Source organism: Prevotella sp. P2-180 (genome assembly GCF_002251435.1).
Lineage (GTDB): Bacteria > Bacteroidota > Bacteroidia > Bacteroidales > Bacteroidaceae > Prevotella.
Genome location: NZ_NPJI01000088.1, coordinates 23186 through 45468, shown reverse-complemented (window position 1 = coordinate 45468; position 22283 = coordinate 23186). Strand labels below are relative to the sequence as shown.

General features: G+C 47.3%; 19 protein-coding genes. 10 read left to right on the top strand and 9 right to left on the bottom strand.

Going from position 1 to position 22283, the window contains the following annotated elements; translation table 11 throughout:
* The first annotated feature begins 316 nt into the window (after positions 1-316).
* Entirely contained in the window at positions 317-1927 is a 1611-nt protein-coding gene (locus CIK98_RS12165) for an AAA family ATPase (RefSeq protein WP_094384602.1), read from the top strand.
* Between the two features lie 148 nt (positions 1928-2075).
* The gene (locus CIK98_RS12160; RefSeq protein ID WP_094384600.1) at positions 2076-2879 is read left to right on the top strand and encodes a hypothetical protein; all 804 of its coding nucleotides are present in this window, start codon (positions 2076-2078) and stop codon (positions 2877-2879) included.
* Positions 2880-2881: 2 nt separating this feature from the next.
* Here CIK98_RS12160 and CIK98_RS12155 read toward each other — a convergent pair whose 3' ends face one another.
* A complete protein-coding gene (locus CIK98_RS12155; RefSeq protein WP_094384598.1) occupies positions 2882-3064 on the bottom strand; it encodes a hypothetical protein in 183 nt (60 codons plus the stop codon).
* Positions 3065-3074: 10 nt separating this feature from the next.
* Here CIK98_RS12155 and CIK98_RS12150 point away from each other — a divergent pair, with 10 nt between their 5' ends.
* The 6 genes from CIK98_RS12150 (at position 3075) to CIK98_RS12130 (ending at position 8535) form a co-directional block, all read left to right on the top strand.
* Positions 3075-3215 (top strand): hypothetical protein, encoded by a 141-nt coding sequence (locus CIK98_RS12150; RefSeq protein WP_094384596.1) that lies wholly within the window; start codon positions 3075-3077, stop codon positions 3213-3215.
* Between the two features lie 180 nt (positions 3216-3395).
* Positions 3396-4142: a site-specific DNA-methyltransferase gene (locus CIK98_RS12145; protein ID WP_094384594.1), complete on the top strand. Its 747-nt coding sequence runs from the start codon at positions 3396-3398 to the stop codon at positions 4140-4142.
* A gap of 351 nt (positions 4143-4493) precedes the next feature.
* Positions 4494-4964 carry a hypothetical protein gene (locus CIK98_RS12140; protein WP_094384592.1) on the top strand — a complete coding sequence of 157 codons (471 nt, stop codon included), beginning with the start codon at positions 4494-4496 and terminating at the stop codon, positions 4962-4964.
* A 312-nt stretch (positions 4965-5276) separates the two neighbouring features.
* A complete protein-coding gene (locus CIK98_RS12135) occupies positions 5277-5798 on the top strand; it encodes a DNA-binding protein (protein ID WP_094384590.1) in 522 nt (173 codons plus the stop codon).
* Positions 5799-5836: 38 nt separating this feature from the next.
* A complete protein-coding gene (locus CIK98_RS18250) occupies positions 5837-5959 on the top strand; it encodes a smalltalk protein (RefSeq protein ID WP_172409793.1) in 123 nt (40 codons plus the stop codon).
* Positions 5960-6393: 434 nt separating this feature from the next.
* Positions 6394-8535: an alpha-L-arabinofuranosidase C-terminal domain-containing protein gene (locus tag CIK98_RS12130; protein ID WP_172409933.1), complete on the top strand. Its 2142-nt coding sequence runs from the start codon at positions 6394-6396 to the stop codon at positions 8533-8535.
* A gap of 77 nt (positions 8536-8612) precedes the next feature.
* Here the strand turns inward: CIK98_RS12130 and guaA are convergent, their stop codons facing one another.
* The 7 genes from guaA to dacB all read right to left on the bottom strand — a co-directional run bounded on the left by guaA (position 8613) and on the right by dacB (position 17762).
* Entirely contained in the window at positions 8613-10259 is a 1647-nt protein-coding gene (gene guaA, locus CIK98_RS12125) for a glutamine-hydrolyzing GMP synthase (RefSeq protein ID WP_094384586.1), read from the bottom strand.
* An 18-nt stretch (positions 10260-10277) separates the two neighbouring features.
* The gene (locus tag CIK98_RS12120; RefSeq protein WP_094384584.1) at positions 10278-11021 is read right to left on the bottom strand and encodes a nucleotidyltransferase family protein; all 744 of its coding nucleotides are present in this window, start codon (positions 11019-11021) and stop codon (positions 10278-10280) included.
* A gap of 190 nt (positions 11022-11211) precedes the next feature.
* Positions 11212-12756, bottom strand: coding sequence for a phosphotransferase (locus CIK98_RS12115; protein ID WP_094384582.1), 1545 nt, complete (start codon positions 12754-12756; stop codon positions 11212-11214).
* Positions 12757-13118: 362 nt separating this feature from the next.
* On the bottom strand, positions 13119-14750 hold the full coding sequence (gene groL / locus CIK98_RS12110) for a chaperonin GroEL (protein ID WP_094384580.1): 1632 nt from the start codon (positions 14748-14750) through the stop codon (positions 13119-13121).
* Between the two features lie 34 nt (positions 14751-14784).
* Positions 14785-15054, bottom strand: coding sequence for a co-chaperone GroES (locus tag CIK98_RS12105; RefSeq protein WP_094384606.1), 270 nt, complete (start codon positions 15052-15054; stop codon positions 14785-14787).
* Between the two features lie 136 nt (positions 15055-15190).
* The gene (locus tag CIK98_RS12100; protein ID WP_094384578.1) at positions 15191-16372 is read right to left on the bottom strand and encodes a mechanosensitive ion channel family protein; all 1182 of its coding nucleotides are present in this window, start codon (positions 16370-16372) and stop codon (positions 15191-15193) included.
* Between the two features lie 55 nt (positions 16373-16427).
* Positions 16428-17762: a D-alanyl-D-alanine carboxypeptidase/D-alanyl-D-alanine-endopeptidase gene (gene dacB, locus CIK98_RS12095; protein ID WP_094384576.1), complete on the bottom strand. Its 1335-nt coding sequence runs from the start codon at positions 17760-17762 to the stop codon at positions 16428-16430.
* Positions 17763-17893: 131 nt separating this feature from the next.
* On the opposite strand from dacB, the gene nadB reads away from it, so the two are divergent.
* Together nadB and aroB are read left to right on the top strand one after the other, a co-directional pair.
* Entirely contained in the window at positions 17894-19480 is a 1587-nt protein-coding gene (nadB, locus tag CIK98_RS12090; protein WP_094384574.1) for an L-aspartate oxidase, read from the top strand.
* Positions 19481-19515: 35 nt separating this feature from the next.
* On the top strand, positions 19516-20565 hold the full coding sequence (gene aroB, locus CIK98_RS12085) for a 3-dehydroquinate synthase (RefSeq protein WP_094384572.1): 1050 nt from the start codon (positions 19516-19518) through the stop codon (positions 20563-20565).
* Here aroB and CIK98_RS12080 read toward each other — a convergent pair.
* Positions 20550-21971, bottom strand: a complete 1422-nt coding sequence (locus CIK98_RS12080; protein ID WP_094384570.1) for an amidophosphoribosyltransferase — start codon at positions 21969-21971, stop codon at positions 20550-20552. The genes aroB and CIK98_RS12080 overlap by 16 nt on opposite strands.
* Between the last annotated feature and the right edge of the window lie 312 nt (positions 21972-22283).

The following is a 22283-nucleotide window of genomic DNA, read 5'->3' as shown; positions in this document are numbered from 1 at the left end:
GTGGTGGGGTAAGGGGAATTTATGCGTCTTTGTGGCGATTTTTGCTGCGTTGCGCCCTCTTTTGCCGCAGTGCCGCTACCTTTTTGACCTCTGTGTCATCTTATGAGGGCGGTTGCGGATTTGAGGTTTATGTAAGACCGCCAGCCGCAGGACAACTGCAAAGGACCCTATATCAGCCTTCCACCATGCCCCCGATAAACGGCACCTCAACAAAAAAAATAAAAGTTTTTGGACTTTTATTTTGTTTTGTCTTCGATTTGCACTATCTTTGCTCCCGAATTGTGGGCATATCACTCCTGCAACAGTCAAACAAACCATGGGTACATATATTAATAGAGGTAATATTGAGTTCAGAGACATCGTGTCTCACGAATATGTTGACAAGACATCGCTGATACCGCTGATTAACGCGAGACTCAATTCCGAGAGCCGTTACAGCTGCGTCACCCGCTGCCGCCGATTTGGCAAGTCGATGGCGGCAAAGATGCTGTGTGCCTATTACGACAAGTCGTGCGACTCGCGAGAGCTTTTCCGAGGATTGATGGCTGAGCAGGACAAGTCATTCGAGACATATCTCAACAAATACAACGTGCTCTATCTCGACGTGACATCATTCACCGCACGGCCGGAAATGAGAAAGAATATTGTGAGAACCATACAGGAGGATATTATTTATGAACTTAAAGAGGCTTTTCCCGATGTAAAATACAAGGACAATTCCGACCTTATGGATGTACTTTCCTCCATCCACCAAGCCACAGAAGAAAAATTCTTCTTCATCATCGACGAGTGGGACGCCATCTGCCGCGAGTTCCCCGAGCGACAGAAGATGAAGGGTGATCCTGACACTGTCACACCCACCATACTTGATGAATATGTCATGCTGCTCCGACGTCTGTTCAAGACACAGAATTCCGACAGAGTATTTGCCGGGGCATATCTCACTGGCATCCTGCCAATTAAGAGGTACAACACCGAATCTGCGCTGAACAACTTTCGCGAATATTCTATGATTAATCCAGGAAAGATGAGCACATCTCTTGGATTTACACACGATGAAGTGGTTTCACTGTGCCGGAAGAATAATATGAATATCCAGGAAATGGAACGATGGTATGACGGATATCGCATCGGTAAAGCTTCAAGAATGTTTAATCCTTATTCTGTCATGAGAGCTATTGATGAAGAAGAATATAGAAGCTATTGGACTACCACCGGAGCCGCCGACTCGGTCATTACATATATCCAGATGAACTTCGATGGACTCAAGGACGATATCATCCGCATGCTGGCGGGAGAACGCGTGTATGTCAACACCACCGAATTCCTCAACGACATGCAAGTCATCAGAAGCAAGAACGATGTGCTAACCGTCTTGATACATCTCGGCTATCTGTCATACGACAGAGACACTTACGAGTGCTACATTCCTAACAAGGAAGTGGCCGACGAGATGAACAATGCAATTAAAGCTACATCATGGACTCCGTTGGCAAATACAATACAAAACTCAAAATTCCTCCTCGACGCCACCATCGCGGGCAATGAGAACGCAGTGGCCCAGGCCATCGACCTGGCCCACGACGAAAACACGAGCATCCTCGCCTACAACGACGAGAACTCCTTGGCTTGCGTGCTCACCGTGGCATATATATGGGCAAGAAATGAATACGTCATCCACCGCGAGTATGCCACTGGCAAGGGATATGCCGACCTGGTAATGATTCCACGCCGCAACGTGAGCAAACCCGCCCTAGTCATCGAACTGAAATTCAACAACACGGCCGACACTGCCATCGACCAGATTAAGCGCAAGCAATATCCCGCAAAGATTGCCGAATACACCGGCGACATCCTCCTCGTGGGCATCAGCTACGACCGTGATTCCAAGCAGCACACTTGCAAGATTGAGAGATATTCAATATAGGAATCATAGGGATAGGTACCAATGATTCGCGAAAAACTAACGAACCAACGTACCTGTCCCTATGAACCTTTTGAATATTTTTCCGTATTTTCTTTTGTTTCTATAATAAAAGTTGTAAATTTGCAAACTAATATTAGTATTTGCGCGTATGGGAGTGTCATATAACGAGAAAGAACAGTCGTTCATGTTTGACTTCGGGCATGACGGCATTAATGATATTGTCAGTCTCACTGGCAATGGATATCAGATAGAGGAATTCGGAAAATGCTTCTATTATGGTTATGAATTTGCCAACCATGTGACAGGAACCACACGCGGACAATTCATCAAATATCTGAAATTCCAAAAATCACTGCGTGCCAACCCTGATCTCACAAAGTTCATAAAAAAGGCTGTGGATAATCTCAACTCCAAGGTTAATCTCTATGATTACGACCTGGTTATCATGCCCGAATCATCGAGCAAGGTCAATGAGTTTATGCTCCGCTACATTTACCGCTTTGCCCAACCAATGCTCCGTGAGATTGAGTTGGTGAAAGCATTGCCTAAGAACATTTCATTTGATATGGACTCGTATGAGAGGCAATATCTTAATGATGTACTTGAAAACGGACGTCCGCGATACTCTGAGAAACAGAAGGAAGAAGTGAAGAGCACGATTAATGCAATGGTTGAGCTTATTCATCAAAAGGACTATTTCACCATAGCCAAGGATGTCAAGAAAAGCCGTTTCCGTCCCTACATAATGAACTTCCTGAAATTTGCCACGGAAGCTGACGAGCAACTCTGCAGGTCTATTCGTCAGCAGAACATTCTGATTGTTGACGACGTGACGACAAGCGGCTCAACCCTCAACGAGATTCTCCGCACTCTCCGCATACTCAACGAGGACAACAATATCACCATATTCAGCATCATTGGAAGAAAGGATCTCATGGCTGATGCGTATTAACATTAATCATATCCCTCCTTAGATGTGTGTTCTATCTTCTTTGCCCCTTTCTCATATTCCCACTTCGCAACTTCATTTTCAGGGATAAAAAACTCTTCCGGCACAAGTTCCTCATCCACGAGATTGCCACCGAGAGTCATCGTGGTGCCCTCATATACAGGAGTGGTGAAAGATGACGTGTTCACACTTAAGGAAATGTATGATTTCTGCGACGAACTTCAGGAAAAGCATCGTGACAATGCTCACGTGAAAGACAAGATAAGGCAACAGTTGCAATTTCTGAGAAACAAGGGTCTTGTGGAATTTTTAGGAAGAGGTAACTATAGACGCTTGTAATTTATTTATTGTATTTTTGTGATCAATAATTAACAATATGAGTATTGCATATTTGTCTCATATTAGCAACAAAGTTATTGATAATCAACCTTTTATCCAATTGATCTTTTTTGATCACAAAAGTCAAACTATGATCTTTTGTATATTTTTTCAAGATATTCCACTACCTTTGCAGCCGCAATGGAATATCAGTTGGACATACACAAGGATAAGGCATTTTATGTGTCACAGAGAAAGGATTTCACCCTCATCAAGGGTGACTCGTTCTCTGCTATGCCCGACTTTGATTTTAAGTTCGACATGATATTCGCCGACCCGCCTTATTGCCTCTCCAACGGCGGAATATCCTTGCAGAGCGGAAAGGTAGTGTGCGTGGATAAGGGAGAAATTCTTAATGTCATCACTTGGCAAAAGACCAATCCGCCTGTGAACATTTCGTGCCGGTTCTTCACCTATTCAACGGAGTTTGTGATATGGGCGAGGAAATCAAAGAAGGTGGCGCATAAGTTTAACTACGACGTGATGAAACGGCTGAACGACGGGAAGCAGATGACCGACGTGTGGCGACTGCCTGCCATCGGCAGATGGGAGAAGTCGTGCGGCAAGCACCCTACGCAGAAACCGCTCGCTTTGCTGACGCGCATCATACTGGCATGTACTGACGAGGGCGACTGGGTGTTCGACCCATTCTCAGGCAGCGGCACAACGGGCATTGCAGCCAACCTGTGCAAACGCCGGTTCTGCGGCATCGAGCGCGAGGAGGAGTTCTGTCGTATGACAATGGCAAGGCGCGAGGAAATAGAGAACCTGAGGATTAAAGCCGACCTGAAAAATCACATCGCCGACCTGCGCACACTCGACTCTGAGCCGATGCAGGACTTATTTGCATGTGAGCCTATACCAGGGGGAAGACCGCCGTTCATATAGACTAATTTTTTTTACATTTCTTGATTAGTAATTCAAGCGAGGCAGTGGACAGGTCAGTGTCCTGCCTCCTCAATAATTTTATAACATTTGAGATTAAATTTTTGAATCCGCGAGTTCAAAATCACTTGTCAAAATGTCAAATATGTTTATATATAGCATATCCGTTACAAAAAGATTCGGTCGTTTGCCACTTTTTCGCTACCTTCGCAGCGTTAAAAGATAAAAGAAGTCATTGGAAGCATAACAAAGCAGCATGTCGTCACGGCGAGTCACATGACTACGATATCATCAGTTGTTATTCTGCAATGACAGAGCACTCAAAACACTAACGTTCAAAAAGAGCTACGCATTATGAGCAACATCTATTTCCCAGACGAAGAGATAACTTTCAATGATCTCTATTTTGTATGCTATATGATAGAACGCACAGCACGCCATCTTCATCAGCGTAATAACTATGTTGTAAAGAAGTTAGGTAAGGCGGCTCTAGAGCGTCAGCTATCCATCGCAGGAACATTGCATTGTCTTAACCCAGAGCAGGTGGTTGCTGACTGGAAGGAAGAGTATGCACTTGAATCAGGAAACTTTGATGTAACATCCATAAATCCCCGATTCACAGACAAGATTCCATCAGAAACCCAAATGGGAAAAGTATATGCACGACTGGTTGATTCAATTACGCCTTCAGGAGGCAACTTTGCAGATTCTATCATCAGCGTCTATGCCTCTCCTATCTGCGAAACGATAGACAACTATAATAGCAGTGCCTACTATGAACCAAGTTACGTTCAGACAAAGGCATATTTGAATGGAACTTTTTGATATAACCGAAGAAAAAGTAAGTCAACATTCATCTGATGGAAAGTCAAGAAAAGACGAACGAATATAAAATTAATGTTAAATCAGAGTAAACCTTATACAGGAAAAGACAATCTCACGTCTACTGACTCGCAATTGCGCGATAATTGGTGCGCAAAAATTTGTCAGTAGAAGAAATTGTGTAAAGGGAAGTGTTTGTTAAATAAACATAATGCAAGGAAATTAATCATGCAATTTATTGCATGATTAAAAAAATTGTAGTATCTTTGCAGCGTATTAGAAAGATTTATTGTTTAATTTAAAAATTAGAGTGTTATGACAATTAAAGTAAAAGCGCAAGAGCGTAAGCTCATGGTCGGCCCAAGGGCTGGTAAGTATGTCTACCAGATGGCCGCAGAAAAGTATTCATCTCTCTCTGAGAGCAAGATGATTGAGGAGGCTTCTCTTCGATCGGGTATCCAAAAAGGTGCTCTCCAAGCCGCGTTCTCTGCTTGCGGCGACGTGATTAAGGCTTGGGCTACTGAGGGCCATTCGGTGCCGGTGCCGGGACTGGGAACAATGCGATTCGGTCTGAACGCAAAGAGCGTGGAGGACGTGAACATGGTGGCGTCGAGCCTCATCACCACTCGAAAAATCATCTTCGTAGCTTCTAGCGACGTGAAGAAGGAACTGATGAACACCGCAGTGAGCATCACCTGCTACGACCGCAACGGAAAGGTGGTGAAGCGTGTGAACTCCAGTGACTCTGGCGTGATTGAGGACCCTGAGAATCCGAGTGGAGGTGAGGATGCCGGTTCCGGCGGAAGCGGCAGCGGTGGCGACGACCTCGGGCAGTAACCCTACAGAGGGAATTAAAAAATTAAAAAATTACGATTATGAGTACAACTAATAAAACGAATACTTGGAAGCTGATACTTCAGCTGATTGTGGCCGCACTGTCGGCAATAGCAACTACTCTCGGAGTGACAAGCTGCATGGGTGCCAATGTGTACTTCTAACTTCTGCAGCATGAGTAAATGCGAAACTTATAATAAATATGATAACAATATGGTCGCCTTTAAGAGCTATGAAGGCGGCCTTTTTATATACTAAAGATATCAAAAACTTAAAATTTGTTTGGTAATCAAAGTAAAATGAGTACCTTTGCACAGAACAATTTTTAACTATAAATATTCTTAAAATGATAAAAAAGACACTTTTTTCCAGTTTTGTCTTGATGGCAATGACGGCTGCTGCTCAAAAAGCAACGATAACAATCGATGTAAACAAGCCTTTACATGCAGTTTCTCCTACACTTTTTGGTATTTTCTTAGAGGATATCAATCTTTCTGTGGATGGAGGTCTTTACCCTGAGTTGGTGCGCAATCGCTCTTTTGAGGATGCGGATTCGTTATGTTTTTGGCAATTCCGCTCTTTGCAAGGCGAAGCCAAAGTGAGAAAGGCTGACCTTTCTAATGCGAAAAATCCAGCAGTTCCTCTCAACGCCAGAAACCGACAGTTTTTGAATGTTGATGCGCAAGGTGATTTTACGCTTTCTAATGATGGCTACTGGGGCATGAATGTGGAGAAAGGAGAGAAATATGACTTCTCTATTGCTTTGCGCACTCCTAACTCTTATCAAGGAAAGATGAAAGCCAAGATAGTTGTTGGTGACAACGTGTTGGCAGAAACTGACATCTCTGATGTAACAGGTGTTTGGAAATATACGAAAGCCACATTGATTCCTACGGAAGCAAGTACCAATGCACAACTTGTCATTGAAGGCAACGGAAAAGGCGAGGTGTGTATGGATATGATTAGCCTTATTCCTCAGAAACGATGGGGAAAGAGCGGTGTGAGGAAAGACCTGGGTGAAGCCTTGGACAATCTTCATCCTACCTTCTTGCGTTTTCCTGGTGGTTGCTGGGTAGAAGGAGAGGAAATTTCTCAGCGTTATCAATGGAAGAATACCATCGGTAAGATCGACAGTCGCATACCTTTATGGAATTTATGGGGATATACAGCAACTCATGGCATAGGATATCATGAATACTTGCAGTTGGCTGAAGACCTTGGCGCAGAACCGTTGTTCTGTATTAATGCTGGAGTCTCACACAAGGAGACAATACCGTCCGATGAGATAGACCAGTGGATTCAAGATGCGCTTGATGCCATTGAGTATGCCAACGGTCCAGTAACGAGCGTATGGGGAGCAGCCAGAGCTCGCAATGGTCATCCTGCACCTTTCAAACTAAAATATATAGAAGTGGGAAATGAGAACTTTGGTAGTGTCTATTTCAAGAATTTCGAGTTGATAGCCAATGCCATCAAGACTCGTTTTCCAGAAATGCAAATCATCTCTAACGACTGGAGTGGCTCACATCCTTCAACTCCTTCTCATGCGATGATTGACGAGCATTATTATAATACGCCAGATTGGTTCATACTCAATGCCAATAAATATGACAATCGCAAGCGTGGAGGAGAAAAAGTGTTTATTGGTGAGTATGCCGTAACTAGTCAATGTGGAAAGGGTAACCTCAGAGGTGCCATTGGTGAAGCTGCATTTATGACGGGATTGGAGCGCAATTCCGATTTGGTGGCTATGGCTGCATACGCTCCTTTGTTCTGCAATGTGGAGCATCAGCGTTGGCCAATCAACTTGATTAATTATGATAACCATCGTTGGTATGGTCTGCCTAGCTATTATGTACAGCAGATGTTTGCTGAGAATCAGGGCACAGTTACGCTGCCTGTTTCTGTGACGGGAAGTCCACTTGTGGATATTCCATCTAGTTCAGGTGGCATTGGTCTGGGTACTTGGAAGAATAGTGCGGAGTTTAAGGACTTGAAGGTTACTACGCCAAAGGGCAAAGTGCTGTATCAAAATAATTTCTCATCTAGTATTGATGATTGGGAAATGCTGGGTGATGGAGAATGGACAGTTAGCAATGGTGTGCTTAGTCAAAACTCTTTGGCAACAGAAGTTACTGCTTTTGTTGGCAATGACAATTGGCGAGAGTATGTTGTTACTTTGAAAGCTCGTAAGTTGTCGGGTGAAAATGGTTTCCAGATATACTTCCATCATCAGAAGGGAATAAACAATCGTACTCGTTGGGACATTGGTGGTTATAGCAATTCCATCAATCAGATGCAGACGATCATGGATTCTCATAGCATCAACTATTCAATCGAGCCAGGACGTTGGTATAACATACGTCTGGAAGTATCCCCTCTTACGGTTAAGGGATATATTGATGGCAAATTGGTGCAGCAGGCTTCGCTTACTGATATAAACAGAAAGACAGTTTGTGCCAGTGCACAAAAAGACGAAAAGTCGGGTGACATTATTGTCAAGGTTGTGAATGCCGGTAATAAAGATCTTACCACAAAGGTTCTGCTCAATGGAATCGGAAAGGTGGCTGATCTGGCAGAGGCAACAGTCCTTTCTTCTGGAAGTAGTCTTGATGAAAACAGCCTGGATGCTCCTACTAAAGTTGTTCCACACAAGGAGCAGGTACGTATCAATGGCAATCATTTAGTACATAAGTTCCCTGCAAACTCTGTTACGGTATTCCGTATTAGTAAGAAGTAATTCATAAAATTACAGACAGAGAAGACCACCATCCGCACCTCTTAAAAGGAATTCGGATGGTGGTCTAACTATATGGGTTATTCCCACTCAATTGTGGAAGGTGGTTTGGAGGAGATGTCGTAGCAGACTCGGTTGACTCCTTTTACCTTGTTTATTATCTCGTTGGATACCTTTGCCATGAAGTCGTAGGGAAGATGGGCCCAGTCGGCGGTCATGGCGTCGGTGGAGGTGACGGCTCGGAGGGCTACGGGATGCTCGTAGGTGCGCTCATCGCCCATGACTCCTACACTGCGCACGGTGGAGAGCAAGACTGTGCCTGCTTGCCATATCTGGTCGTAGAGGCTTACCTCGATCTCGCCGTCGGTCATTGCGGCGGGCACTCCGGCGGCTAACACCTTGCGGGCATCCTCGCCAGAGAGACGTACCTTGTAGTCGCGCAGTCCGCGGATGTAGATGTCGTCGGCATCCTGTAGAATGCGTACCTTCTCGGGAGTAATGTCGCCAAGGATGCGCACTGCAAGACCGGGACCGGGGAAGGGATGGCGGGTGATGAGATGTTCGGGCATGCCGAGCTGGCGTCCCACACGGCGCACCTCGTCTTTGAACAACCACTTCAGAGGTTCGCAGAGCTGGAGATGCATCTCCTTAGGCAGTCCGCCTACGTTATGATGGCTCTTTATCACCTTTCCGGTGATGTTTAGGCTCTCGATGCGGTCGGGATAGATGGTGCCCTGGGCTAACCATTTTGCTCCGGTGATCTTCTTCGCCTCGGCGTTGAACACTTCCACAAAGTCGCGGCCAATGATCTTACGCTTCTGCTCGGGGTCGGTAACTCCGGCAAGGTCGGCAAAGAATTTTTCTGACGCATCGACGCCGATGACGTTCAAGCCCAGACACTCGTAGTCGTGCATCACGTCGCGGAACTCGTTTTTGCGCAACATGCCATGGTCGACAAAGATACAGGTGAGGTTGTTGCCGATGGCACGGTTGAGAAGCACGGCTGCCACTGAAGAGTCTACTCCTCCTGAGAGTCCGAGAATGACGCGGTCGTCGCCCACCTGGGCCTTGAGTTCTGCCACGGTGGTGTCGACAAACGACGCTGCGCTCCAGCTCTGTGTGGAGCCGCAGATGTCTACAACGAAATTCTTCAGCAGCTGGGTGCCTTGTACGGTGTGGAACACTTCCGGATGGAACTGAACTGCCCAGATGCCCTTGTCGCCATTGGCTTCGGGCAGCTTGCTTACTGTGGCACCGTCGGCAGCATAAGCGGCAAAGCGGACGTCTTCTGTCGACGCAATGCACTCAAAGCCTTCAGGTATGGCTGTGATGGTGTCGCCATGGCTCATCCATACCTGTGAGTTCTGCTCAAAGCCCTTGAAGAGCGGATTCTCCACGTTTACTGTCTTCAGGTGGGCACGTCCATACTCGCGCGAGTCAGCCTTCTCCACTTTTCCTCCGAGGGTGTGGGAGATGAACTGTGCTCCGTAGCAGATGCCGAGCACCGGCAGACGTCCTACAAACTGGCTCAGATCGACCTTGAAAGCCTCCGGGTCGTGGACCGAATAAGGCGATCCGCTCAGAATTACTCCGATCACCGATGGGTCGTCTTTCGGAAACTTGTTGTAGGGAAGAATCTCGCAGAAGGTGTCAAGTTCGCGAACGCGGCGACCTATGAGCTGTGTCGTCTGCGATCCGAAGTCGAGAATGATAATCTTCTGTTGCATGTTTCTTTCTTTTTTTTATTATTTGTTGTTAATGAATTTCTCTGCTTTTTCAAGGCTGTCGAGCTTACCCACGTCGAGCAGCTGCAAGCCATCCTTCACTATTCCCCTCACCCTGCTGTGATTGCAAGCCTTTAGATAGAAGTCGATGATGCCGAACTTCTCCTGCCACTCTGTCATGAGAGGGAACAGGTGAGGCGAGAAAACGTGGATGCCTGAGAAGGCATATTGGGTGAAGGTGTGGGGCGAGGAGTTGAGTGGGAGAGATGCTATCGGGCCTTTTGTCTCTCCTGTCTTGATGTTTTTCCATCCGGCGAGTTGCATGTCGTCGGCGAAAACGAGATAGCGTGATGTGTCACGCTGGCTGACGAGCAGTGTGGCATCGTTGTCTTGCGACTTGTTGTAGAGGTCGGCAAGGTCGATGTTGCTCAGTATATCGACATTGTGTATAAGGATGGGCGAGGAGGGGTCGAACAGCGGGGCTGCCTTGCGTATGCCGCCGCCAGTGTCGAGCAGACAGTCTGTCTCGTCGCTAATCCTTATGTCGAGGCCAAAGTTGTTGTTGGCTTTGAGATAGTCGACGATTTGGTTGGCAAAGTGATGTACGTTGACCACTATGCGCTCAAAGCCAGCGTCCTTGAGTTTCATGACGACCCGATGGAGAAGAGGTTCTCCCCCTACCCTCACCAGTGCCTTTGGCATCGTGTCTGTTATAGGGCGCAGCCTGGTTCCAAGTCCCGCTGCAAATATCATTGCCTGTCTCATGTCAAAATATTCTATTTTGAAATTAAAACATTAAAACATTAAAAATTAAAGTTCATTGGCGCAAGGTGTTTAAATTAAAACATTAAAAGATTAAAAATTAAAGTTCATTGGCTCCGTCTTTAATTTTTTAAATCTTTAATTTTTTTCATTGTCGCCGCCATGGTCTTTAATTTTTTAATTCTTTAATTTTTTAATTTCCATTTTGAGCATCAAGCTCAAAATGGATCCCCTGTTCTCTGTGGATTATCTCTACCTTTACGCCAAACTTGCGGTGTATGTGTTCGCCGAGGTGTTGTGCGCTGTAGACACTGCGGTGCTGTCCTCCTGTGCAGCCGAAGCAGAACATAAGGGAGGTGAACCCGCGCTGGATATAGCGACGAACATGTGCGTCGGCCAACTTATACACACTGTCGAGGAAGGTGGTGATCTCACCGTCGTCTTCAAGGAAGCGTATCACGGGTTCGTCGAGCCCGGTGAGTTTCTTGTATGGTTCGTATCGTCCGGGATTGTGAGTGCTACGGCAGTCGAACACGTAGCCACCGCCATTGCCCGAGGAGTCGTCGGGTATTCCCTTCCTGTAGGAGAAGCTGTAGACACGCACTACGAGGGGTCCGCTGCCGTCGTACTTCGAGAAGGTGGCGGGTCCGTCTTGCGGATGAGCCTTATAGACGTTTTTCTCTGCCACCTTGAAGCCATCAGCACGGTTGACGGCGGCTTGTTCTATGCGTGCGAACTGCGGCATCTCGGTAAGTCTCCTTAGCATGTCCATGAGATATGGATAGGGGAAGATGTTGAGTTGGAGAAGCTCGCGCAGGTTTTGTATTGCCGGCGGAATGGAGTCGACGAAGTGTTTTTTCTTCTCGTAATACCCTCGGAATCCGTAAGCGCCAAGTACCTGAAGCGTGCGAAAGAGGACGAAGAGGCTCAGTCGCTGCACAAAATGCCGCGTCGACGGCACTTCGGTATAATGTTTAAGCGAGTTGTAGTATTCGTACACCAGTTCGCGGCGCAGCTTGTTGGGGTATTTTGCCGATGCCTGCCAGAGGAAGGAAGCGAGGTCGTAGTAGTATGGTCCTTTTCGTCCGCCTTGGAAGTCGATGAACATCGGTTTGCCTTCAGTGTCGAGCATAACGTTGCGGGCTTGGAAGTCACGATACATAAAGCTCTCGCATTTCTCTGCGGTGAGGTCTTTTGCAAATAGATGGAAGTTGGCTTCGAGTTTGAGTTCGTGGAAGTCGAGGCCTGTGGGCTTAAGAAAGCAATACTTGAAATAGTTGAGGTCGAAGAGCACACTGTTGGTGTCGAACTCTGCCTGTGGATAGCAGTTGGCGAAGTCGAGTCCCCGTGCTCCCCTAATCTGAATATTCGGCAGTTCGCGTATTGTTCTCACAAGAAGTTCCTTCTCGCTTAGTGTATATCGTCCGCCAGCATTGCGTCCGCCAGCAATGGCGTCAAAGAGCGACGTGGAGCCGAGGTCGGTCTGCAGATAGCACATCTGGTCGTCGCTGACGGCAATGACCTTTGGCACCGGCAGTTTTCTTGACGTAAAATGATTGCTAAGATAGATGAAGGCATGGTTTTCGTCGCGGCTTGTGCCTACCACGCCTACTACGGTGGAGCCGTCGATGGCCGTGATGCGATAGTATTCGCGGTTGCTTCCAGCCCCTTCCATCTTAGCTATGTTGGCAGGTTGTTCTCCTGCCCAATGCTCATAAAGTTTCAAAAGTCTTTCCATTCTTTCGATATTTGCTGCAAAGTTAATGGAAAAAAGAGACAATAGCGAAGAATTATGGCAAAAATCGTAGTTTTTCAGTTGTTTTTTTTCTTTTTTTGAAAAATATACGAAAAATCGGCTACCTCACGGCAGCCGATTCCCAAAAAACAAACTACTTAAAAACTAATCTACTAAAACAAATCAAAAATATCTTTACTTGCTATGTTTGAGCGAAACGTGTGTATAAATGTCACACCACGTTTTTCGAATGCAAAGGTATAACATTCTGTCTAACCTGCCACAAAAACAAAATAGTTTTTTTATTCTTTTATGTTAAATTTGAACAAATTAGCACAGAAAAGTCATATTTTGCTATCTGCAGATTACATCATTCCTCCCATTCCTGGAGCGCCGCCCATTGGCATGGCAGCCTTGTCTTCCGGTTTGTCGACAATGAGGCACTCTGTGGTGAGGAACATTCCTGCGATAGAGGCTGCATTTTCGAGAGCCACACGAGCCACCTTGGCAGGGTCGATGACACCAGCCTTGCGGAGGTCTTCGTAAACGTCGGTGCGTGCGTTGTAGCCAAAGTCGCCTTCGCCCTCACGAACCTTCTGTACTACCACTGCACCCTCGCCGCCAGCATTGGCAACGATCTGTCGCAGAGGCTCTTCGATGGCACGCTCAACGATGTTGATACCGGTCTGCTCGTCGGCATTGTCGCCCTTGAGGTCTTTCAATGCGTCGAGGGCGCGGATATATGTAGTGCCGCCACCAGCCACAACACCTTCCTCCACTGCGGCACGAGTTGCGCAGAGAGCGTCGTCGACACGGTCTTTCTTCTCTTTCATCTCCACCTCACTGTTTGCGCCTACATAGAGCACAGCCACGCCGCCTGAGAGCTTAGCCAGACGTTCCTGGAGCTTCTCCTTGTCGTAAGAGCTGGTGGTGTTTGCTATCTCGTTCTTTATCATTGCCACACGCTCGGCGATGAGCTGCTTGTCGCCAGCACCATTAACGATGGTGGTGTTGTCTTTGCTTACGGTGACCTTGTCGCAGGTTCCGAGCATGTCGAGTGTGGCCTGTTCGAGCTTCAGTCCTTTCTCCTCGCTGATGACCAAGCCTCCGGTAAGTGTAGCGATGTCCTCAAGCATTGCCTTGCGGCGGTCGCCAAAGCCAGGAGCCTTAACGGCGCATATCTTCAGTCCGCCACGCAGACGATTGACAACGAGTGTTGTAAGTGCCTCTGAATCGACATCCTCTGCTATTACGAGCATTGGGCGTCCGCTTTCGGCAGCAGGCTGCAGTATGGGGAGGAAGTCTTTGATGTTGCTTATCTTCTTGTCGTAGATGAGAATGTATGGATTGTCCATCACGCACTCCATCTTGTCGGCGTCGGTTACGAAGTAGCCACTGAGGTATCCACGGTCGAACTGCATGCCCTCAACAACGTTGGTATATGTGTCGCGGCTTTTGCTTTCCTCGATGGTGATTACTCCATCTTTGCTTACCTTGCGCATTGCGTCGGCAATGAGCTTACCGATTTCGGGATCGTTGTTGGCGGAAACAGTAGCCACCTGCTCAATCTTGTCGTAGTTGTCGCCCACCTGCTCTGCGCTGTTTCTGATATGCTCAACAACAGCAGCCACAGCCTTGTCGATACCGCGCTTGAGGTCCATTGGGTTTGCACCTGCAGTAACGTTCTTCAGTCCTACGTTCACGATGCTCTGTGTGAGGATAGTGGCAGTGGTTGTTCCGTCGCCGGCATCGTCGCCAGTCTTGCTTGCCACGCTCTTTACGAGTTGTGCGCCAGTATTCTCAAAGCGGTCTTCGAGTTCCACTTCCTTTGCCACTGTCACACCATCTTTTGTAATCTGTGGTGCACCAAATTTTTTCTCAATAATGACGTTACGTCCCTTTGGTCCGAGTGTCACCTTTACTGCGTTGGCCAGCTGGTCTACGCCTTTCTTAAGCATTTCACGTGCGTCGACGTCAAATTTTATTTCTTTTGCCATGATATTTCTTTTTTATGTCCAATATTTGTTGTGATTATCCCAAAATAGCGAGTACGTCGCTCTGACGCATCATAAGGTATTTTGTTCCCTCGAATTCGAGTTCGGTGCCGGAATATTTTCCGTAGAGCACTTCGTCGCCTTCCTTCAGAATCATTTCTTCGTCTTTCGTTCCGTTGCCAGTAGCGACAATTTTGCCGTGGAGTGGTTTTTCCTTTGCAGTGTCGGGAATGATGATGCTGCCGACTTTTTCTTCTGCTGGTGCAGGGAGTACGAGTACTCGGTCTGCCAATGGTCTGATGTTCATAATGTTGTTATTATTTATTAAGTTATACATTCGTTTATGGCATTATCGTAGACTTTTTGTCTTTTTTGCCTTCACTTGCGACCTATGCCAAAAGCGTGCCAAACTGACAAGGTGTGACATTTTGTCAGTCGGAGTGTCACCTTATATTATTATATTGGAACACATGCAAACCGAAATCTCTCATCGCCACATACAGCTGTTCGAGTATGTCGTCCATGATGTTCTCATAGCTTTTCCACGATTTCTCGTGAAGGAAGAAATAGAACTCGAGTGGAAGACCCGTGGGAGTCGAATCCAGTTGGCGAACCATATAAAGCATGTCGGTGTTAATCTCAGGAAGGGTGGCCAGGTAGCGGTCGACATAGCGGCGGAAAGTGGTGAGATTTATATTGTCGTCGGTTATTTCGTCCATTGTGACAAACTTTTTGTCCAAATAGTGATTCCTCATCACCCGTTGGCGTAAATCCAGGTCGAAGCGACGTATTGACCTGAAGTCGATATACACTCTTCTTGCCACCCGACGCCCTTCGCCCTGAGTCATTGTGTTCCAGTTTTGGAACGATTCGTCAACCAATGTCTGAGGGGTGATGGTCACCGTGGTGTTGTCGAAATTGCGTACCTTGACAGTGGTGAGTGTGATGTCGTCGACCACTCCGTTGACTCCAGCCTTGCTGACCGTTATCCAGTCGCCCTTGTGCAACATGTCGTTGCTCGTGAGGCGTATTCCTGCCACAAGTCCTGAGATGGTGTCCTTAAACACGAGCATGAGCACTGCCGACGTGGCACCAAGACCGGCAAGAAGGTGAAGCGGGCTGCGATCGATAACGATTGACACTATGGCTATGACGGCGAAGAAGATGACGATAATCTTCAACACTCCGCAAAACGTGAGCATATACTGGTGGCGGGCACTGCGATGGTCGGCGTCGAGCTCTCTGATAGAATTGATAATGGCCAGTCCTAACTTTGTGGAAACAAGGGTGATATATATAGATGTGACCCGCTCAAGTATCAGTTCCATCACAGGATAGCGATAGAAGATATGCGGAATGAGCATCCAAATGACTATTGCCGGCACTATCATGCAGGCTTTCTTCAGCGTATGTGGATTGAGAAGGACATCGTCCCATTCGGCCTGGGTCTTCTCAGTGATGCGCACTGTAAGCGGAAGCACTATGCGGTGGCAAAGGATGAAAGACAGCCAGGAGAGAAACAGGGCTGAGAGGACAAGTACTATATCGGCTGAATATACCGACAAGGATGTTGAGATGCCACACATTTGACACCATTGCTCGATTGTGATTCTTATCTGTTCCATATTGTTGTTGTTTAACTCCTTAACTCCTTAACTTCTTAACTCCTTAACTCCTTATCTACGGCCTACACATCGCCTCACACACCCGGTTTTGAAACGAGCGGCCGTTGGAGTCGTGGATTACGCCTTGGTTGATGATGGAAAACGCAAGCACATGGCCATTGGCGGCTGTGCAATATCCGGCAAGCGAAGTGATGCACGTAAGAGTGCCTGTCTTGGCGTGAACATTGCCTGAGGCAAAACCACCACGCATGCGCCGCTTGAGTGTTCCGTCGACACCGGCTATGGGCAGCGAGGGATAGAGATGGATGTAGATGTCGGCATTGCGATAGGCATAACGCAACAAGGCTACCTCCAGTTCGGCTGTAAGATAGTTGTAGAGCGAGAGACCGCTGCCATCGGCTATCTTGTAACGAGTGGGGTCGAGACCCACTTTCCTTATCAGTCGCGATATGGCTTGGCGGGCATGCCTTGCCTCGGCGGGCCTGTTGCCTCCTGAAGCGGCCAGCTGGTAGAAGAGTGACTCGGCATAGAGGTTGTCGCTATCTTTCATCATGCGCATGAGTACCTGGTCGATGGTGTGGAAACGGGAGCACACAATGTAGGCTCCGTTGGGGACTGATGACTCTCCGGTGGTAACATCCAGCACAATGCCTACTTCACTCAGCTCCTGTTCAAAACGAGACAGAAAATCGTCATGACGAGACACAAGAAGGGGCGAGAGTACCGGATTGTCGTCGTCCCAGCACCATCCCTCGCCAAGCAGGTCGGCACTCTTCATGGTGCGGTCGGCAAGGATGCGTCCGCGTATGGTGTCGACACCCATTGACTTTATGCGGTCGACAAAGGCCTTCATGTCGTCGGAATTGAAAAGGGGGTCGAAACCGCCAACGCAATAGATATCGCCCGTGAGAGTGCCGGAGTCTACACGGCCTGTATAATAAAGAGAGGTGCGAAACTGGTAAGAGCCTCCCAACTTGTCGATGGCGGCTATGGCCGTGACAAGCTTCATTGTAGAGGCGGGACGTAGCAACTGACGATGTCCACGGGTGTAAAGGGCACTGTCGGCAGTGAGGTCATAGACCATCAGACCAAGCTGTGAGGTCTCAAACATGCTGTGGTCGACAAGTGCATCAAGACGGCGACAGAGATTTTGGGGCCAAGGGGAAGATGCTGATAATGAATCATCAGGCAAGAGGGAGTCGAGGGCGAGGGAGTCGGCGACGAGGGCTATGGTGTCGCGAGCCGACGTGTCGCTGTCTTCATGGTCGGCACTCATGTCGGAATGTACTGTAGGCTGGTCGTGGTCAGGCAAAACAATCTGTGCCTGTACACCCATCGCAGACACCATCGCCATGAGGAAAAATGCTAATATGTGTACAATCTTTTTCATTTGGTCAATAAAAAACTGTGCAAAGTTAATGAAAATTGGCCGAAACGCAAAAATAATGGCAAACGTTTTGCGTAAATAAATAAAAATACTTAATTTTGCACCATGATTTATAGCATTTACAGTAAAACGATATGGTTTTCAAATATGACTTTCTGATTATCGGCGCTGGTGTCGCCGGTATGAGTTACGCCCTTAAAGTAGCAAGAGCGCACAAAGGTAAGGTGTGCATGATATGCAAGACTTCGCTCGACGAGGCCAACACATCGTTTGCACAAGGTGGAGTGGCTTCGGTCACTAACTTGAAGCTTGACAACTTCGAAAAGCACATAGAGGACACTATGATTGCCGGTGACTACATCAGCGACCCTAAAGCGGTGGAACTGGTGGTGAAAAAAGCACCGGAGCAAATCAAGGAACTCGTGAATTGGGGGGTGAACTTCGACAGGAAGGACAACGGTGAGTTTGACTTGCACAGAGAGGGAGGACACTCGGAGTTCAGAATACTACACCACAAAGACGACACCGGAGCGGAGATACAGAGAGGACTGATGGAGGCTGTGAGAAACTGTCCGGACATCACGGTAAAGGAAAACCATTTCGCCGTGGAAATCATTACACAACACCATCTCGGTGCAAGGGTGACAAGAAGAACACCATATATTCACTGCTACGGAGCTTACGTGCTTAACCCGGAAACCGAAAAGGTGGACACATACCTCAGCAAGGTCACCGTAATGTGTACCGGAGGATGCGGGGCGGTGTACCAAACGACTACCAACCCCGTGATTGCTACCGGCGACGGAGAGGCCATGGTATACAGGGCTAAAGGTACTGTGGCTGACATGGAATTCGTACAGTTCCACCCTACGGCTCTGTATCATCCAGGAGAGACACATCCGGCATACCTCATCACCGAGGCCATGAGAGGATATGGTGGCATACTGAAACTGCCTAACGGAAATACCTTCATGGAAAAATATGACGAGAGACTCTCGCTGGCTCCAAGAGACATTGTGGCACGGGCTATAGACAAGGAAATGAAAATTCACGGCCTGGACCACGTCTGCCTCGACGTGACACACAAAGACCCTGAGGAAACAAAACGACACTTCCCTAACATCTACCAAAAATGCAAGTCGATGGGAATTGACATCACATCTGACTACATTCCTGTAAGGCCGGCTGCACACTACATGTGCGGAGGAATAAAGGTGGACCTTAACGGACTATCGAGCATCGACAGACTCTACGCCCTCGGAGAATGCTCCTGCACCGGACTGCACGGAGGAAACCGACTGGCCAGCAATTCACTGATTGAAGCAGTGGTGTATGCCGACACTGCAGCCAAACACTCACTTGAACACGTAGACCTATACGACTTCAATGAGAAAGTGCCGGAATGGAACGACGAAGGTACACTCACCAACGAGGAAAAAGTGCTCATAACACAAAGCGTGAAAGAGGTGGGAGAGATAATGTCAAACTACGTGGGAATAGTAAGAAGCGACCTCAGACTTAAACGTGCCTGGGACCGACTCGACATGCTATACGAAGAAACCGAAAACCTCTTCAAACGCGTGAAGGCAAGCAGAGACATCTGCGAACTACGCAACATGATCAACGTGGGATACCTCATCACACGATGGGCCATAGAAAGAAAAGAATGCAGAGGACTGCACTACACAATAGACTATCCCGTACACGCTTACGACAAGTAATATAGCGGACAAGGGAGGTAAATAAAAATAACTTCATGGAAGCTCAAAAAGTAATAATATCCGACAATATTAAGAAACAACTCGGAAACGAGATTGAAAAAACTGACCACGACCGTCTGTTTGTGCTCTGCGACACAACCACACAAGAATGCTGCCTGCCTCTCATCAGCGACATCAACCCGGTGAAAAAGGCAAAAGTGATTGTGATTGAACCTACCGACACTCACAAGAATCTCGACACAATAACTCATGTGTGGCAGGAAATGCAAAACGGCGGAGCTACACGACACTCACTCTTGGTAAACCTCGGAGGAGGCATGGTGACCGACCTGGGAGGTTTTGCCGCGTCAACATTCAAAAGAGGTGTGAAATTTATAAACATTCCAACTACACTGCTTTCGATGGTGGACGCATCGGTGGGAGGGAAGACGGGAATAAACTTCGGGGGACTGAAAAACGAAATCGGCGTGTTTAACAATGCCGACGCAGTGATACTCGACACAGAATTCCTCAAAACCATGGACAACGACAACCTATGCTCAGGATATGCCGAAATGATTAAGCACGGACTCATCAACAACGAACAGATGTGGACTGAACTGCTGACATTCGACATTCTCAACCCTGACCTCAACCAACTGAGACGAATGGTGGCTGAATCGGTGGCTGTCAAACAACGCATAGTGCTCGACGACCCTTTCGAACACGGCATAAGAAAAGCTCTTAACGTGGGACATACCATAGGCCACGCCTTCGAGTCGTTTGCCATGCGGCGAAACCCTATTCTTCACGGACATGCCGTGGCTTACGGAATAGTGTGCGAGCTATACTTGAGCGCAGTGAAAGCTGGATTCCCGACAGAAAAAATGCATGCCACAGTGCGGTACATACGCGAACACTATGGACGCATGGGAATCACTTGCGACAACTATGAGGAACTTCTTGAACTGATGACGCACGACAAAAAAAATACCGCCGGCGTGATCAATTTCACTTTACTCGGCGGTATTGGTGACATTCGCATCAACCAGACGGCTTCAAAGGAAGACATCTGCGAAGCTCTGGATTTTTATCGTGAGGGATGACAGCACTTGCTGCTTCCATCGAAGCAGTGGGTGCAAACCTTGCACTTTGGCAAACCTATTGACTCTATCAACGTTTCTATCTTGTTGAAACGCAGTGTGGTAAGACCAAGGCGGCGGGCTATCTCGTCGACCATACGCTTATACTCCGGTGAGTCGGTAGTGGAATATTTTTCGAGCTTGGCATTCTCGTCGCCCTCAAAGTCGCGGATTATGCGGCGGGTGATGAGCTCAAGGTCGCTCTTTGAAGAGGTGAATCCTATGAACGGACAACCGTATACTAGCGGAGGACAGGATATGCGGGCATGAACCTCCTTTGCTCCACAGTCGAAAAACGTGCGGACATTGTCGCGCAACTGTGTACCACGCACAATGGAATCGTCGCAGAACACAACGCGCTGGTCTTTCATGATGGCACGATTGGGAATGAGTTTCATCTTTGCCACAAGGTCGCGACGCGACTGACTGCCAGGGGTAAAACTGCGTGGCCATGTGGGAGTGTATTTCAGCACAGCTCGCTTGTAGGGCACGTTATGACCTTCTGCATAACCAAGGGCAAAGCCCACTCCTGAATCGGGAATGCCACACACCAAGTCGGCCTCGGTTTCATCTTCCTCACCAAGCATCTTTCCGCAACGCTCTCGTACATACTCTGTATTGATGCCTTCATAGTCGCTGGCAGGAAAACCATAATATACCCAAAGGAAAGAGCATATCTGACTGCAACCCGACTCGCCCTGAAGTACTTCCATACTGTCGGCACGAAGCCTGATTATCTCTCCAGGAGCCACGTCGCGCACTGTCTTGTAGTCGAGGTTGGGAAATGCCGTAGTCTCGCTTGTCACGGCATAGGAGTCGTCGCGACGACCAATGACAAGTGTAGTGCGGCCTGTATAATCGCGAGCGGCAATGATGCCGTCCTCGGTAAGCACAAGCATAGTGCAAGAACCATCAATTTTTGAAAACACCTTGTTGATGCCGTCAACAAAGTCCTTACCCATATTTATGAGCAAAGCTACAAGTTCTGTCTGGTTAATCTTGTTTGCCGACATCTCACTGAAGTGCATGCCTTGCGACAATAGTTCTTCGGCAATGTCGCGCTGATTGTTGATCTTCGCCACTGTCACCACAGCATAGCGTCCGAGGTGAGAATTCACTATTATCGGCTGAGGATCGGTGTCGCTGATGACACCAAGGCCCTGACAACCTTCAAAACTGTCTAACTCGTCTTCAAACTTAGAGCGAAAATAATCGCGTTCGAGACTGTGTATTGACCTTGAAAAACCTTTCTCAGAGTCAAACGTCACCATTCCGGCTCTCTTTGTCCCAAGATGGGAATTATAGTCTGTGCCATAAAACAAGTCGTTTACACAGTCTTTTTTTGATATGGTTCCAAATATACCACCCATGTTTTAAGTTTATATATTATTAATATGGTGTAGCCATAATTTTATGGCATTGTCCGTTTTTGCGCTGCGAAGTTACTACATTTCTGTGAAATATGCAAGAAAAATACATTATTTCAATGGAAAAGAAAATAATAGACTATCATAACATAATTACTATATATACACCAAAAGTGTAAATTTATGTAAAAGAAAGACGCAATACAAAAGACTTTTGTTAACAGAATATAAAAGAAAGTAGTTTTCCGCTGAAATATTTTTTTATTCCAGAAATAGTTCGTACCTTTGCAACCGCAAACGAGAAAGCTACCAAAC